This window comes from Sphingobium agri (assembly GCF_023051225.1).
Taxonomy (GTDB): domain Bacteria; phylum Pseudomonadota; class Alphaproteobacteria; order Sphingomonadales; family Sphingomonadaceae; genus Sphingobium; species Sphingobium agri.
Genome location: NZ_JALKHS010000021.1, coordinates 84,020 through 99,018, shown reverse-complemented (window position 1 = coordinate 99,018; position 14,999 = coordinate 84,020). Strand labels below are relative to the sequence as shown.

The window sequence follows — 14,999 nt, the reverse complement described above, 5'->3', positions numbered from 1 at the left end:
CAGGGGCGAAGAAGGGGCGACAGAAAAATGTTCAGGGCAGGCGAACTGGTGAAGGGGTTCAAGAACCGCACCGTTCCGCGCGAGCGTACGGCCCTGGCCATCTGGTTCTGGGAGATCGACCGCGTCCTCCTCTCGCTCATCGTGGCGCTGATGGCGATCGGCTTGGTTGCCGTCGCGGCGGCGTCCCCCGTCGCGGCGATCGATCGGTCGACCAGCAGCGTGTCGGTGACGCCGCTTATCTATTTCTACCGCCAGTTGATCTGGGTGTTCATCGGCCTGCCCATCATGCTCGTCATATCAATGCTGCCCCGGCAGCAGGCGCGCCGGCTCGCCATATTCATGACGATCTTCTTTGCCTTGATGTTGCTGTGCGTGCCCATATTGGGATCGACCGTGAACGGCGCGCGGCGCTGGATCGACTTGCCCGGTTTCCGCTTCCAGCCGTCCGAGTTTTTGAAGCCGGTCTATGTCGTGACCATGGCCTGGCTTTTGTCTCTGCGCGGCAAGGACATGAGCTTGCCGGTCATCCCGCTGACGGGCGCCCTGACGCTGCTGATAGCGGCAATCCTGATGAAGCAGCCGGATTTCGGCCAGACGGTGATCTTCCTCGCCTGCTGGGGATGCCTGCTTCTGCTCTCGGGCGTGTCGATGCGGTTCATCGGCATGATGGGCGGGGTGGCGCTGGCGGGCCTGGTCGCCATGTACATGTTCTACGAAAATGGCCGTCAGCGCATCAACGACTTCCTTGGCATCGGTGTTGCGCAAGACACGGGGCCTGATCAGACGGAGCTGGCTTTCCGCACAATCACTCATGGGGGCTTCACCGGCGTGGGGCCGGGCGGTGGCCAGCAGAAGTTCCGCCTGCCCGAAGCGCACACTGATTATATCTTCTCGGTGATCGGGGAAGAATTCGGGCTTCTCGCCTGCATCGGCATCGCCTGCGTCTATCTGGCGGTCATCGTCCGCGTGCTGCTGCGCATGCTCGACGAGGACGATAATTTCACGATCCTCGCGGCTGCGGGCCTCACCACGCAGTTCGGGTTGCAGGCGATCATCAACATGGGCGTCAATGCTCAGATATTTCCATCGAAGGGCATGACGCTGCCCTTTATCAGCTATGGCGGCTCCTCTATGCTGGCGCTTTGTATCGGGGTCGGCCTGCTGCTTGCGTTCACACGGCGCAATCCCTTCATGGGGCGGCATACCGTCGTCAAATGGAGTGGTCGATGAGCATTTCCCGTCACTTCGTCCTGGCCGCGGGTGGGACGGGTGGTCACATGATCCCGGCGCATGCCGTCGCCGAAGAGTTGATGGCGCGCGGCCATCATGTCGCGCTGGTCACCGACGGGCGTGGGGCGAAGATCCCGGGCATTTTCGATCGCGCGCAGGTCCATGTCCTCCCTGCCGGGCGCATGACGAAGAACCCGAAAAGCTGGCCGGGCGCGCTGAAAGCCATCCTTGCAGGCCGCGCCATGGCGCGTCGCCTCAACGAAACCTTTCGCCCCACCGCTGTCGTCGGTTTCGGCGGCTATCCCGCGATGCCTGCGCTGTTGGGCGCGCTGGCTGATGGCATCCCCACCGCCATCCATGAGCAGAACGCCGTCCTGGGCCGGGTGAACCGCCTGCTCGCGCGCCGCGTCGATGCGATCGCGACGGCTTATCCGAAGGTCGAGCGCCTGCGCGACAGATATGCGGGCAAGGTGCATCTGGTCGGCAATCCGGTCCGCGAGGAAGTCAAGGCGCTGCGAGATGAGGAATTTCCTGCACTGACGGATGAAAGCGTCTTTCGCGTGCTCGTCATCGGCGGCAGCCAGGGCGCCAGCATCCTTTCTTCCGTGGTGCCGGATGGCCTTGGCATGTTGCCGCTCAGCCTGCGCCGCCGGTTGCAGGTCACGCAGCAATGCCGGGCGGAGGATATCGAGCGGGTGCGGCGCTTCTACGCGGAGCTAGAGATACCCGCTGACCTCGCGACCTATTTCAACGATGTGCCGGAAAAGCTGAGCTGGTCGCATCTTGTGATCGCGCGCGCTGGCGCATCGACGCTGGCGGAACTGACTTGTGCGGGCCGTCCGGCCATCCTTGTCCCGCTGCCGAGCGCAATGGATGATCACCAGACGGCCAATGCCCGCGAAATGACGGAGGCGGGCGGCGCGCGGACGATAGCGCAGTCGCGTTTCACTGCCGTCGAACTCGCCAAGCAGATGCAGAAGATGGCGATGGAGCCCGGCGCGCTTCAGAACGCCGCCAAGCGCGCCAGAGCCTGCGGTCGCCCGAATGCCGCGCGCGACATGGCCGACCTGCTCGAAAGCATCGGTCCTGCGCCGATCATGAACGATCCGCTCAAGGTTGGTCCGGTGCCGACGAGCTTGAACTTGCAGGGTGTTCCTGCATGAACATGAACCCCTCACGTCATCCCAGCGAAAGCTGGAATCTCATTCCTTCTCGCGCCGTCGCTCCCAAGGGACCGGGAGGCGGTGCTGTTCGCATTCTGGAGACTATCGCATGAAGGGTGTCGGCACCGACATCGGCACGATCCATTTCATCGGCATTGGCGGCATCGGCATGTCCGGCATCGCCGAGGTGATGCACAATCTGGGTTACAAGGTTCAGGGTTCCGACGTCGCCGAGGGCTATGTCGTTGAAGGGCTGCGCAAGAAGGGCATCGACGTGATGATCGGCCATAAGGCTGAAAATCTGGGCGACGCCGCCGTGGTCGTGACCTCCACCGCGATCAAGAAGGGCAACCCGGAAGTCGATCTGGCGCTGGAACGCCGCGTTCCCGTGATCCGCCGCGCGGAAATGCTTGCCGAACTGATGCGTCTCAAATCCACCGTCGCGGTCGCAGGGACCCATGGGAAAACCACGACGACATCGATGGTCGCGGCCTTGCTCGACGCGGGCGGAGTTGATCCGACCGTGATCAATGGCGGCATCATCAACAGCTATGGCTCGAACGCGCGCCTCGGCAAGAGCGACTGGATGGTTGTCGAAGCCGACGAGAGCGACGGCAGTTTCCTGCGCCTCGACGGTACGCTCGCGGTCGTCACCAACATCGATCCTGAGCATCTCGACCATTATGGCAGCTTCGAGAAGGTGAAGGATGCCTTTGTCGAATTTGTCGAAAATGTGCCCTTCTACGGCGCTGCGATGCTCTGCCTCGATCATCCGGAAGTGCAGGCGATCCTGCCGCGTGTGCAGGACCGGCGCATCGTCACCTATGGCTTTTCGGCGCAGGCCGACATTCGCGGCGAGAATGTTCAGCCGATCCCCGGCGGCAATCGCTTTGATGTGCAGATCCGCGAGCGGGACGGTTCTCTCCGCCGCATCGAGGGCATCGAAATGCCGATGCCGGGGCGGCACAATGTGCTGAACGCCATGGCGGCGATTGGCGTGGCGTTGCAGATGGGCATCGACGACGCGACCATCCAGACCGGCTTCGCGAAGTTCGGCGGCGTGAAGCGTCGCTTTACCAAGGTTGGGGAGATCCCGGCGGGGCAGGGGGTCGCGACGGTGATCGACGATTATGGCCACCACCCGGTCGAGATCAAGGCCGTGCTGGCGGCCGCGCGTGAGGGCGCCAAGGGCCGTGTCATCGCCGTGGTGCAGCCGCACCGTTATACCCGGCTTCGCGACTTGATGGACGAGTTCCAGCAGGCGTTCAACGATGCCGACATCGTTTATGCCGCCCCGGTCTATCCGGCGGGCGAGCAGCCGATCGAGGGCGTGGACAGCGCTGAACTGGTAGCGGGCTTGAAGCGGCGCGGACATCGTTCGGCCGCCACAGTCGAGGGCGCGGACGATCTTGCCCGCGTAATTGCCAGCGACGTTCAGGCCGATGACATGATCATCTGCCTGGGCGCGGGCGATATCACCAAATGGGCTGCGGGCCTGGCTCCGGCTATAGCAGCCAAAGAAGCGGCGTGATGGCGCAGTCGGCCCGATCTTCTGCATGGAAAGCGCTGGAGTGACCACCGCGCTCGCCTCCCTTCCTCCGGTTCGCGGGTCATTGAAGGCTGGCGCCCCGCTGGCTCCGCTAGTCTGGTTCAAAGCGGGCGGTGCGGCGCAATGGCTGTTCGAACCCAAGGATGCAGAAGATCTGTCGGATTTTCTGGTGCGCCTCGATCCGGCGATACCGGTGATGGCGCTCGGCCTCGGCTCCAACCTGATCGTGCGGGACGGCGGCGTTCCCGGCGTCGTCGTGCGTCTGGGCAAGCCCTTCGCGAAGGTCGAGCAAGCCGACGCCACCACACTTCGTTGTGGGGGCGGGGCGTCGGGCATTCTGGTTTCCTCGACCGCGCGGGATGCTGGCATCGCAGGGATGGAGTTCCTGCGCTCGATCCCGGGCACGGTCGGCGGTTTCGTGCGGATGAATGGCGGCGCTTATGGGCGCGAGACATGCGATATTCTGGTCGAATGCGACGTCATACTGCGCTCTGGTGAGCGGGTGACGCTGCCGCTTGATGCGTTGGGCTATACTTACCGTCACAGCAGTCTGCCCGAAGGGGCGGTTGTGGTCAGCGCCCTGTTCCGAGGTGTTCCCGGCGAGCCTGCCGAGATTCAGACGGAAATGGACCGGATCGCCGCGGCGCGAGAGGAGAGCCAGCCGCTCCGCAGCAAGACTGGCGGGTCGACCTTCAAGAATCCCGAAGGCCATAAGGCTTGGGCGCTGGTCGATGAGGCCGGCTGCCGGGGGCTGCAACTGGGCGGTGCACAGGTTTCGCAAAAGCATACCAATTTCCTCCTCAACCTGGGCGACGCCAGCAGCGCCGACATCGAAGCGCTGGGTGAGGAAGTCCGCCGCCGCGTGAAGGCGAAAAGCGGCATCGAACTTGAATGGGAAATCCAGCGGGTGGGAGTGAAGAGGTGATGCTCTCCACTCTCATGTCACCTCAGCAAAAGCTGGGTTCTCGCTTTCTTTACAAGACCAACCAGATCCCAGCTTCCGCCGGGATGACGGAGATAATGGAATGACCCGTGGCCCCTGGCATGTCGCCGTTCTCATGGGAGGCTGGTCCGCCGAGCGCCCGGTGTCGCTGATGAGCGGCGAGGGCGTGGCCAAGGCGTTGGAATCGCGCGGGCACAAGGTCACTCGGATCGATATGGATCGCAACGTTGCTGCCCGGCTTGCCGAAGCCAAGGCCGATGTCGTGTTCAACGCGCTCCATGGTGTTCCGGGGGAGGACGGGACGGTTCAAGGCATGATGGACCTGATGGGTCTCACTTACACCCATTCGGGTCTCGCCACCTCCGTCATCGCGATCGACAAGCAGCTGACGAAGCAGGCGCTGGTGCCTCATGGCATTCCGATGCCCGACGGTCATATCGTGGACAGCGCCAGCCTGTTCGAAGCCGATCCCCTGCCGCGCCCCTATGTGGTGAAGCCCGTCAATGAAGGCAGCTCCGTCGGCGTCGCCATCGTCACTCAGGATGGTAACTATGGTTCGCCCATCGGCCTTGACGTAGAAGGGCCTTGGCAGCATTTCGATCAGCTGCTTGCCGAACCATATATTCGCGGGCGCGAACTGACGACAGCCGTTTTGGGTGACGAGGCGCTGCTGGTGACGGAACTGCGCCCCAAGAGCGGCTTCTATGATTTCGACGCCAAATATACGGACGGCATGACAGAGCATGTCTGCCCGGCCGAAATCCCGAACGAGATCGGTGAAGCCTGCAAGGCCATCGCCCTTCGCGCGCATCAGCTTTTGGGCTGCAAGGGGGCTTCGCGGTCCGATTTCCGCTGGGACGACACGCAGGGGGTGGATGGACTCTACCTGCTGGAGGTGAACACGCAGCCCGGCATGACACCGCTCAGCCTCGTGCCCGAGCAGGCGGCGAAACTGGGCATTGACTATGCCGAGCTGGTCGAGCGTATTGTCGAGGATGCGCTGACGCAGAAACAGGGCGCAAAGGGGGCAGGGCATGGCTGAAGCACGCATCCGGCGCGGAGGGACGGCGCGACTGACGCGGACGACCGGACCGCGCGGCCGCACCGGCCCCGGCCGGGGAAAGCCAGGCAAGCGCCGCTCCTGGTTCGGCCGTATGCTGCACGCGCTGCCGGTCAGCGACGACACGCTTCAGCGCATGGCGAGCTGGGCGATCGTCGGTATCGTCGTCATCGCACTTGGTGGCATCGCCATGCTGATGGGCGTCCCCGCCACGGCCGGGCAGAAGGCAGCCGAAGTCGCCGCCAGCGCCGGGTTCGAGGTGCAGAAGGTCGAAGTGCGCGGCGTCGAGCGCATGGACGAGTTGCCGGTCTATAATATCGCGCTCGGCCAGGTGGACCGCTCGATGCTGTCGCTCGATCTGCCCAAGGTCCGCTACGAAATGCTGAAGCTCGGCTGGGTCAAGGACGCGCGCATTTCGCGCCGCCTGCCTGACACTTTGGTGGTCGATATCGTCGAGCGCGACCCGGTGGCGGTCTGGCAGCATGACGGGCAATTGCACCTCATCGACGTACAGGGCGTGGTGCTTCAGTCCGTATCCACCGACGCGATGCCGGACCTGCCGCTGGTCGTCGGCCCCGATGCCAATCGCCAGACTGCGGGCCTCAACAAGCTCATGGAAAATGCGCCCGCGCTGAAACCCATGCTGGCCGGTGCGACCTGGGTCGGGAACCGTCGCTGGGACTTGCGCTTTCAGTCGGGTGAAACGCTTTCGCTGCCTGAGGGAGACAGGGCCTCTGCAACCGCGCTGGTCAATTTCGCGCGCATGGATGGCGTCAATCGCCTGCTGGGGCGCGGCATCGTGAAGTTCGACATGCGCGACCCTGACCGCTTCGTGCTGCGGCTCCCGCAAAATCAGGTGAACGACAAGGCTGCGGCGAGCGCCGAGCCCCAGCCTCAGGGCGAGGAAGGCTGACGCGCATGGCCCAGCCCAAGGTCGACAAGCTCGTCACCGCGATCGACATTGGATCGTGGAAGGTTTCGGCCCTCATCGCAGGCCGGACCGAGACGGGCGAACTGGCGATATTGGGGACGGGCCAACGGGAAAGCCGTGGTGTCCGGCGCGGCTTTATCGCCGACATGGAGCGCACCGAATTGGCCGTGCGCGAAACCGTCGAGCAGGCAGAGCGGGTGGCGGGCACCAACATCGAGGATGTGTGGGTCAGCTTTTCCGGCGGTAGCCTGGTTAGTGACGTAGTGACGGTCGAGCGCGACATGGGCGGCTATCGCGTCGAACAGGCCGACATCGACGATCTGCTTGCGACAGGGCAGCAGGGGATCGATCCTGATGGGCGCGTCGTGCTGCATGCCCAGCCCACTTGCTTCACTATCAATGGCAAGGTGCCCGTCAAGAAGCCGCTCGGCATGCATGCCGACTTGCTCGGCGTGGATATTCATGTCGTGCTGGCGGATGGCGCGCCGCTCGCCAATCTCGACCTGTGCGTTCGGGGCGCTTACCTCAACGTCAATTCGATTGTCGCCTCGCCGATCGCGACCGGCCTTGCCTGCCTGTCGGAGGAGGAGCGTGATCTGGGTGTTGCGCTGGTGGAACTGGGCGCGGGCGTGACCAACGTATCCCTCTACGCGGGCGGCATGCTGGTCGGCCTGCACAGCATACCTATCGGCGCGTCCGACATCACGGACGACATTGCGTCGGCCTTCGGCATCCGCCGCAGCCAGGCCGAGCGGATCAAATGCTTCTATGGGTCGGCGATGCAAAACCGTCGGGACTTCCGCGAAATGATCGAGATCGCGCCCCCTCATGGGGATGTCGCCGTGCCGGGACAGAGCGCAGGCCCGAACGCCGATGGTGGCAAAATCACACGCGCTGCGCTGGTCGCCGTCATCTGCGAACGGCTGAACCAGTTGATGACGGAAATCAACGCGGCGCTTGCGGGCATGGGCTTCAATACGCCTACGGGACGCCAGGTGGTGCTGACCGGCGGCGGCGCGGAGATGAAGGGCATTGCCGATTATGCGCAGGGCGCGTTGGGCCGCGCCGTCCGCATCGGCAGGCCGCGTGGCCTTGCCGCTCTGCCGGAGGCGCATAGCGGCCCCGCTTTCGCTACGCTGGCCGGGCTAGCGCTTTACGGCGCATCGAACCCGGTTGATCTTAGAACGATAGCGCCTGCGCCACAGACCGTTCATCGTATCAACGCGCCGCAATGGTGGCAGCGCATGGTGCGGGCGATGAAGACGAACTATTGAACAAATCTAAGCCAGACGAAATTTGCTAGTGAAATACGCTATTTTCTGTTGCATTAACTTTCGATGACAGTTTCGCTCATGTCGCCGAAGCTGGAGGGAGCTAGAATTTATGAGCATTGAGATCAGCCCGCCGCATGTAGACGAGTTGAAGCCTCGCATCGCGGTGATCGGCGTCGGCGGCGCGGGCGGCAACGCCATCGCGAACATGATCGCCGCGTCGGTTGAGGGCGTGGATTTCATCGTCGCCAATACCGACGCGCAGGCGCTGAACGCCTCGCCTGCCGAGCGGCGCATTCAGCTCGGGCCGCAAATCACCGAAGGTCTTGGCGCTGGTTCGCGCCCTGAAATCGGCAAGGCGGCTGCTGAAGAAACGATCACCTCGGTCGAAGAGGCGCTGAATGGAGCGCATATGTGCTTCATCGCTGCTGGCATGGGCGGCGGCACCGGCACCGGCGCTGCGCCTGTCATTGCGAAGGCTGCGCGTGAACGGGGCATCCTGACCGTCGGCGTCGTGACGAAGCCTTTCACCTTCGAGGGCAATCGCCGCATGAAATCGGCGGAGAGCGGGATCGAGGAGCTGCAGAAGCATGTCGATACCCTCATCGTCATCCCGAACCAGAATCTGTTCCTGATCGCGAACCCCAACACCACCTTCAAGGAAGCCTTCCAGATGGCTGACGAGGTGCTGCAGCAGGGCGTTCGCGGCATCACTGACCTCATGGTGATGCCGGGCCTCATCAACCTCGACTTCGCGGACGTCCGCTCGGTGATGGGCGAGATGGGCAAGGCGATGATGGGCACGGGCGAAGCCGAAGGCGACGGCCGCGCGCTTCAGGCGGCGGAAAAGGCGATCGCCAACCCGTTGCTCGACGGCGTGTCGATGCGCGGCGCGAAGGGCGTCATCGTGTCCATCGTCGGCGGCGACGACATGCGTCTGATGGAAGTCGACGAAGCCGCCAACCATATCCGCGAGCTGGTCGATCCCGATGCGAACATTATCTGGGGTTCGGCCTTCAACGATGGCCTCAACGGCAAGATTCGCGTCTCGGTCGTAGCGACTGGCATCGACAGCGAGGCCACGGGTGCCGCTGCTCCGCTGACCCAGCCGTTCAGTTTCGCGAGCCGTCCCGCTGTCGCTGTTCCTGCTGCTGCCTCGCGGCCGGTGCCGCAGGCCGCTCCGGCTGCAGCACCTGAGCCCGAGCCGGAAACGCTGGAACTGGATGTTCCGGCGGCTCCAGCGCCCGCGCCCATTCCGGCTCCGGTCGAAGAGCGGGCGGCTGCTCCTGCTCCCAAGCCTGCTGCTGCCGCGCCTGCGCGGCCAGCCGCCGTATTTTCGGATGAAGACCCATCACAGGATGAACTGCTGCTCGGCGCCGAGGAAGCCGAAGCGCAGCCCGCTCCAGCCCCTGCTCCCGCACCTCAGGCTGCGCCGCGCGTCGCTTCGGGCGGGACTTTGTTCGAACGCATGGCCGGTCTTACCCGGGGTTCAGACAAGAATGCTGGCCTCAGCGATGATGCGGCATCGACGCCGGACATCCCGCGCTTCCTCAACCGCCAGAGCAACCAGTAAGACGGCGGATCGAAGCTCGATTTGATATGAAAGCGCGCCATCGGCTGCATCGGGCGGCCGGGCGCGCTTTTTACTTCGATAAATTTCCCATTCACCCATCGATCCGGTAAAGGGCTAGTGTGAAACGCTCAGCTTTATGGATCCTTGGCGGCCTGCTTGTTGCGGGAACCGCGCAGGCACAGCCCGCTCAAATCCAACCGCTCCGCCCCTCGGGCGCTGAAAATCTCAGCCGCAACCTATCCCGTCTGGCATCCAATCCGCGCGATGTTGATGCGCTGATCGGGGCGGGTGAGGCGGCGATCGACATGGATGACACCCGGGCCGCCGCAGGCTTCTTCGCGCGCGCCGATGCGATCCAGCCCAATAATGGACGAGTGAAGGCGGGGCTTGGACGAGTAGCGCTCAAGGCGCAGAATCCTGCCGAAGCGCTTCGCTTGTTCGATCAGGCAACCCGCCTTGGTTTTGGCGAGGCCACACTGCTCGGAGATCGAGGGCTTGCGCGCGACATGACCGGTGATCAGGCCGGAGCGCAGCAGGATTATCAGGCGGCGCTCAAGCGTGCTCCGGCAGATCCGGATCTTATCTACCGCTATGCCGCGTCGCTCGGTATTTCGGGCCAGGTTGATGCGGCCGAGAAGGTGCTTCAGCCGCTGCTTTACAAGAGTGACCGCGCTGCATGGCGTTATCGCGCTTTCATCCTGGCCATGAACAACAAGCAGGCCGATGCGCGAAAGATCGCCAGCCAGACTTTGCCAGCGCAGCTCGCATCTGCGCTCACGCCTTACATGGAGAAGATGCCCTATCTGACTCCCGCGCAAAAAGCCGCAGCGGTGCATTTCGGTCATTTCCCGACCACCGTCGGCACATCCTTGGCAGCTGCAACTCCCAGGGCGGCGCCCGCGCCTGCGCCGATGGCTGCACCGGCGCCAAGGCCAACTCCGGCTCCAGCCCAGGCCGTGCCGTCCACTTCCGCGCGGCCAGCGATGCCCTTACCAAGCGCGCAAACGCAACAGCCGGGCAGGCCTTCCTTCACGGCAACGCCCTCATCGCCTCAGTCCTCCGCAACAGTTGCCCGTCCCGTTCCACCCAATCCTGCGCCATCCACCCTCGCGCAGACGACGGAAACGCGCCCGGCACAGGTGCAGGGGCCGCCTGCGCCATTTTCCGCTCCTGTCGCTCGCCCGGCTGCTTCGCTGCCTGCACAGCAAAACCTGCCTAGTGCGGCGACGCCAGCGCCAACATCCGCGCCAACGCCACAGCCGCCCGCTATTGCACCAGCGCCGCGTCCGCAACCCAATCCGGAAGCGACACGAACCTTGGCCGACATCATCCACGCCATCGATGTTCCTGCGTCGGAACGCCAGGTGAGCGTGGCAGCGGTCGATCTTTCCGAAATCGAAGCGCTTCAGGCTGCGCGCCGTGCGGAGCGGCAGGCGGCAGCGGACAAGGCGAAGAAGGCGGCCGCCGCAGCCAAGGAAAAGGCTGATGCAGCGGCAAAGGCCAAGGCGAAAGCGGAAGCGGATGCCAAGGCGAAGAAAGCGGCCGAGGAAAAAGCCCGGCTTGCCGCCAATCCGGCACGCAGCTGGGTGCAGATCGGCACGGGTGCGGATCGCAGCGCCCTTGGCTTCACGCTCAAGAGCCTTCGCCGCAAATATGATGATGTGAAGCCGCAGGATGGCTGGGTTGCCAGCTGGGGCCGCACCAACCGCCTGTTGATCGGCCCATTTGCCAGCTTCACCCGCGCCAAGGCGGTGGAGGCCAAGCTGAAATCCGCCGGCGCTGACGCCTTCGCGTGGCAAAGCGACGCGGGCGAGGTGGTCGAACGGCTGGGAGGGAAGTAAGGGCGTCCTCATGACGACCCTTGCCCCTTATGCTTCGCACCCCAGCCGCAGCCGCGGCCGCCTGCATCCTGAACCTGGCGGCGAATTGCGTGGCCCGCGTGACATCTTTCAGCGGGATCGTGATCGCATCATTCACTCGATCGCCTTTCGAAGGTTGCGGCACAAGACGCAGGTGTTCGTTTCCCCGGATGGCGACCATTTCCGCGTCCGCCTGACCCACAGTCTGGAAGTCGCGCAAATCGGCCGGACAACGGCGCGCACCCTCGGCCTCAATGAGGATCTGACCGAAGCGCTGTGCCTTGCCCATGACATAGGCCATCCTCCCTTCGGTCATGCGGGTGAGGAGGCGCTGGAGGCGGCCTTGGAGGATCATGGCGGTTTCGACCACAATGCGCACACCCTCCGCACGCTCATGCTGCTGGAGTCGCCCTATCCCTGTTTCGCCGGGCTCAACCTCAGCTGGGAAATGCTGGAAGGGCTCGCCAAGCATAATGGCCCGGTCGATCGGCCCGGCTGGGCAATGCGGGAAGTGGATGGGCTATTTCCGTTGGAACTGTCCTCCCACGCCTCGCTGGAGGCGCAGTTGGCCGCGATTGCCGACGATATCGCCTATGACAATCATGACATCGACGACGGCCTGCGCGCTGGCTTGCTGACGCTCGAGCAACTGATGGAGGTCGCGGTCGTCAGGCATTGCTGGGAGAGGGTGCGTGCGCGCTATCCTGATATTCCGCAGGAACGGCTGCTGCGCGAGTTGGTGCGTGAACAGATCGGCCTCATGGCGAATGACCTCATCGCGTCCACCCGCCGGAACATCGCGGACGAACGCATCGAAACGGTCGAGGATGTGCGCAACGCCGGACGCGCGCTCGTCTGCTTCTCCCCCGAACTGGCGGCGCAGGAACGTGAACTGAAGCGCTTCATGTACGCTTCGCTCTATCATCATCCATCCCAACTGGCCGCCGCCGACCGCGCCCGCATCATCGTGCGGGATCTGTTCCGGGCTTATCAACAGGAGCCGCAACTGATGCCAGCCGAGTGGCAGGATGATCGCCTGCTCGATGAGCCGCGCCGGAGCAGGCACATCGGCGATTTCATCGCTGGCATGACTGACCGCTATGCGGAAAAGCGGCATGCGGAGATTTTCGGAGAAGTGGCGCTCGCCTGAAGAGCCGGTTGCGCTGGCCCTGAACGCGCCCTAGCCTCTGCCATATGGCCCTTCATCCGCAGATCGCCGCCCTTGCGGCACAACTCGAAGATCTCGCCGCATTTCTGCGCAGCCGGGGCGATCGCAAATGGTCGGGCAGGGTGGAGCTATGCGCTCATCTGGTGGCGGACTCCAATTTCACCGGCGTCGACCATTTCCTGCGTCTGTTCGAAGGCGATGACAGCCTGGAGCATCTCGTTCTGGGCGACCCGGCAAGTGACAATCGTCTCGACGAGCTGCGCAAGGTGACCCGTGCATTGGCGCAACGACTGGCGCGCGAAGAAGGTGCAGCCGATTGAGCAATTGACGGCGCACGTCATTTCCCGCAATGCAACGGGGTCACCGGCGCCCGACAGATTCGGGTCCGGACATGATGCGGGAGAGCATGGGAAGCCTTTCAGGCCACCCCGTCGCCGAAGGAGCAACCGCCCCGGAATCTCTCAGGCCAAAGGACCGCATCATGGGCAGGCACTCTGGAAAGCGGACGGCTCGCGCCGTCCCACCGAAGGGGTAAGCCATCCGGCCGCGCGGCTGGTGGTCAAAGCTCTCAGGTTCCGTGACAGAGGGGGTGGCAGACGTCGCGAGTCCGTTTCCGGACCCACGCGTTTGTCGCCATATCCTTGCCACGAAAGGCCGCTCTCATGTCCGGCAATGACGACATCGCCCATATCGAAGAAGAATTGCCGCTGCAGGACCTGCCGCTCGATACCTGGCATCGTGCGCGAGGCGCGCGGATGGTCGGCTTTGCGGGCTATCACATGCCGATCCAATATGAAGGCATCATGGCCGAACATGGCTGGGTCCGCGAGCATGCCGGGCTGTTCGATGTCAGCCATATGGGCCAGCTCACCTTCTCCGGTGACGGCGTGGACGAAGCGCTGGAATATCTGCTGCCGAGCGATATCAAGGGGCTGAAGCCTTTTCGCCAGCGTTATTCGATGCTGCTTGATGAAGAAGGCGGTATTCTCGACGACCTCATGGTCTCTCGCCTGGGCGCGGGCGCGTTCGACGGTGCGGACATCTACATGGTCGTCAACGGCGCGACCAAATATGACGACATTGGCTGGATGATCGAGCATCTGCCGGACGAGGTCGTCATGAACCATATGGACGAGCAGGCGCTGCTCGCCCTTCAGGGTCCTGAGGCAGGCGAGGCGCTGGCCAGCCTGATCCCCGAAACAGGCGATCTTGTTTTCATGCAGTCGGGTCTTTTCACCTGGCGCGGCGTCCCACTGTGGATCAGCCGGTCGGGCTACACGGGGGAGGACGGCTTTGAGATCAGCGTGCCCGCAGACAGCGCTGTGCTGCTGGCGGACGCTCTGTGCGCTTTGCCGCAAGTGAAGCCGATCGGCCTTGGCGCGCGGGACTCCTTGCGGCTTGAGGCCGGGCTTCCGCTCTACGGCCACGACCTGACACCCGCCGTCAGCACGATCGGCGCGGATCTCGGCTTCGCCATCCAGAAGCGGCGTCGCGAGGAGGGCGGTTTCATCGGCCATGCGCGTGTGATGAAGGAACTGGCCGATGGCCCAGGTTCGAAGCGCGTGGGATTGAAGATTGAAGGTCGCCTGCCGGTTCGCGAAGGCGCGCCGATCTTTGCCGACGGGATCAGGGTGGGAGAGGTGACCTCCGGTGGTTTTGCGCCGACCGTTGGCGCGCCTATCGCCATGGGCTGGGTCAGCTTGCCCCACAGCGCGATCGACACCGCATTGGAGATCGAAGTGCGTGGCAAGCGCGTGGCGGCGACCGTAGCGCCCATGCCGTTCGTGCCACACCGCTACCGCCGCAAGGCCTGATTTCCTGATTTTATGGTCAAGCAAGCACTCCGAGGGGAGCAGTAAGATGAGCCGTTACTTCACCGACGAACATGAATGGATCGACGTAGAGGGCGAAATCGCCACGGTCGGCATCACGGACTATGCGCAGGAACAGCTGGGCGACATCGTATTCGTGGAGTTGCCTGCCGAAGGCACGACCTTCGAAAAGGGCGATGATGCGGCCGTCGTGGAATCGGTCAAAGCTGCGTCTGACGTCTATGCGCCGATTTCGGGTGAGGTCGTGGAAACCAACGGCGCGCTGGAAGACGAGCCCGCCCTGGTCAACAGCGATGCGGAAGAAGATGGCTGGTTCTTCAAGCTGCGCGTGACGGATGCGAGCGAGCTCGAAGGCCTGATGAACGAAGCAGCCTACAAGAAGTTCGTGGCTTCCCTTTGAGCAATATTCCCCTCCCGCTT

The 14,999-nt window shown here is 63.6% G+C and carries 13 protein-coding genes and 1 riboswitch; all 13 genes read left to right on the top strand.

The window, feature by feature from the left end; translation table 11 throughout:
- Positions 1-27: 27 nt before the first annotated feature.
- A complete protein-coding gene (locus tag MU848_RS18085; RefSeq protein ID WP_247234672.1) occupies positions 28-1,230 on the top strand; it encodes an FtsW/RodA/SpoVE family cell cycle protein in 1,203 nt (400 codons plus the stop codon).
- A complete protein-coding gene (gene murG, locus MU848_RS18080; RefSeq protein ID WP_247234670.1) occupies positions 1,227-2,393 on the top strand; it encodes an undecaprenyldiphospho-muramoylpentapeptide beta-N-acetylglucosaminyltransferase in 1,167 nt (388 codons plus the stop codon). The genes MU848_RS18085 and murG overlap by 4 nt, the downstream gene beginning before the upstream one ends.
- 109 nt (positions 2,394-2,502) lie before the next feature.
- Entirely contained in the window at positions 2,503-3,924 is a 1,422-nt protein-coding gene (gene murC / locus MU848_RS18075; protein WP_097091049.1) for a UDP-N-acetylmuramate--L-alanine ligase, read from the top strand.
- Positions 3,925-3,949: 25 nt separating this feature from the next.
- The gene (gene murB / locus MU848_RS18070) at positions 3,950-4,867 is read left to right on the top strand and encodes a UDP-N-acetylmuramate dehydrogenase (protein WP_247234668.1); all 918 of its coding nucleotides are present in this window, start codon (positions 3,950-3,952) and stop codon (positions 4,865-4,867) included.
- A gap of 100 nt (positions 4,868-4,967) precedes the next feature.
- Positions 4,968-5,927: a D-alanine--D-alanine ligase gene (locus tag MU848_RS18065; protein ID WP_247234666.1), complete on the top strand. Its 960-nt coding sequence runs from the start codon at positions 4,968-4,970 to the stop codon at positions 5,925-5,927.
- A complete protein-coding gene (locus tag MU848_RS18060; RefSeq protein ID WP_201514939.1) occupies positions 5,920-6,858 on the top strand; it encodes a cell division protein FtsQ/DivIB in 939 nt (312 codons plus the stop codon). Before MU848_RS18065 ends, MU848_RS18060 begins: the two co-directional genes overlap by 8 nt.
- Before the next feature lie 5 nt (positions 6,859-6,863).
- The gene (gene ftsA, locus MU848_RS18055; RefSeq protein ID WP_201514938.1) at positions 6,864-8,150 is read left to right on the top strand and encodes a cell division protein FtsA; all 1,287 of its coding nucleotides are present in this window, start codon (positions 6,864-6,866) and stop codon (positions 8,148-8,150) included.
- A 109-nt stretch (positions 8,151-8,259) separates the two neighbouring features.
- The gene (gene ftsZ / locus MU848_RS18050) at positions 8,260-9,720 is read left to right on the top strand and encodes a cell division protein FtsZ (RefSeq protein ID WP_097091053.1); all 1,461 of its coding nucleotides are present in this window, start codon (positions 8,260-8,262) and stop codon (positions 9,718-9,720) included.
- Positions 9,721-9,839: 119 nt separating this feature from the next.
- A complete protein-coding gene (locus tag MU848_RS18045) occupies positions 9,840-11,561 on the top strand; it encodes an SPOR domain-containing protein (protein ID WP_201514937.1) in 1,722 nt (573 codons plus the stop codon).
- A 10-nt stretch (positions 11,562-11,571) separates the two neighbouring features.
- Positions 11,572-12,729, top strand: coding sequence for a deoxyguanosinetriphosphate triphosphohydrolase (locus MU848_RS18040; RefSeq protein ID WP_201514936.1), 1,158 nt, complete (start codon positions 11,572-11,574; stop codon positions 12,727-12,729).
- Between the two features lie 44 nt (positions 12,730-12,773).
- Entirely contained in the window at positions 12,774-13,067 is a 294-nt protein-coding gene (locus MU848_RS18035) for a hypothetical protein (protein WP_201514935.1), read from the top strand.
- A gap of 67 nt (positions 13,068-13,134) precedes the next feature.
- Positions 13,135-13,234: riboswitch (glycine riboswitch) on the top strand.
- 175 nt (positions 13,235-13,409) lie between these two features.
- A complete protein-coding gene (gene gcvT / locus MU848_RS18030) occupies positions 13,410-14,561 on the top strand; it encodes a glycine cleavage system aminomethyltransferase GcvT (protein ID WP_247234664.1) in 1,152 nt (383 codons plus the stop codon).
- Positions 14,562-14,607: 46 nt separating this feature from the next.
- Positions 14,608-14,979: a glycine cleavage system protein GcvH gene (gene gcvH, locus MU848_RS18025; RefSeq protein ID WP_097091058.1), complete on the top strand. Its 372-nt coding sequence runs from the start codon at positions 14,608-14,610 to the stop codon at positions 14,977-14,979.
- The last annotated feature ends 20 nt before the right edge of the window (positions 14,980-14,999 follow it).

Bases quoted from the DNA above. Each gene is read 5' to 3' on its own strand.
- MU848_RS18085 (WP_247234672.1), top strand. From the start codon at position 28: ATGTTCAGGGCAGGCGAACTGGTGAAGGGGTTCAAGAACCGCACCGTT.
- murG (WP_247234670.1), top strand. From the start codon at position 1,227: ATGAGCATTTCCCGTCACTTCGTCCTGGCCGCGGGTGGGACGGGTGGT.
- murC (WP_097091049.1), top strand. From the start codon at position 2,503: ATGAAGGGTGTCGGCACCGACATCGGCACGATCCATTTCATCGGCATT.
- murB (WP_247234668.1), top strand. From the start codon at position 3,950: ATGGAAAGCGCTGGAGTGACCACCGCGCTCGCCTCCCTTCCTCCGGTT.
- MU848_RS18065 (WP_247234666.1), top strand. From the start codon at position 4,968: ATGACCCGTGGCCCCTGGCATGTCGCCGTTCTCATGGGAGGCTGGTCC.
- MU848_RS18060 (WP_201514939.1), top strand. From the start codon at position 5,920: ATGGCTGAAGCACGCATCCGGCGCGGAGGGACGGCGCGACTGACGCGG.
- ftsA (WP_201514938.1), top strand. From the start codon at position 6,864: ATGGCCCAGCCCAAGGTCGACAAGCTCGTCACCGCGATCGACATTGGA.
- ftsZ (WP_097091053.1), top strand. From the start codon at position 8,260: ATGAGCATTGAGATCAGCCCGCCGCATGTAGACGAGTTGAAGCCTCGC.
- MU848_RS18040 (WP_201514936.1), top strand. From the start codon at position 11,572: ATGACGACCCTTGCCCCTTATGCTTCGCACCCCAGCCGCAGCCGCGGC.
- MU848_RS18035 (WP_201514935.1), top strand. From the start codon at position 12,774: ATGGCCCTTCATCCGCAGATCGCCGCCCTTGCGGCACAACTCGAAGAT.
- gcvT (WP_247234664.1), top strand. From the start codon at position 13,410: ATGTCCGGCAATGACGACATCGCCCATATCGAAGAAGAATTGCCGCTG.
- gcvH (WP_097091058.1), top strand. From the start codon at position 14,608: ATGAGCCGTTACTTCACCGACGAACATGAATGGATCGACGTAGAGGGC.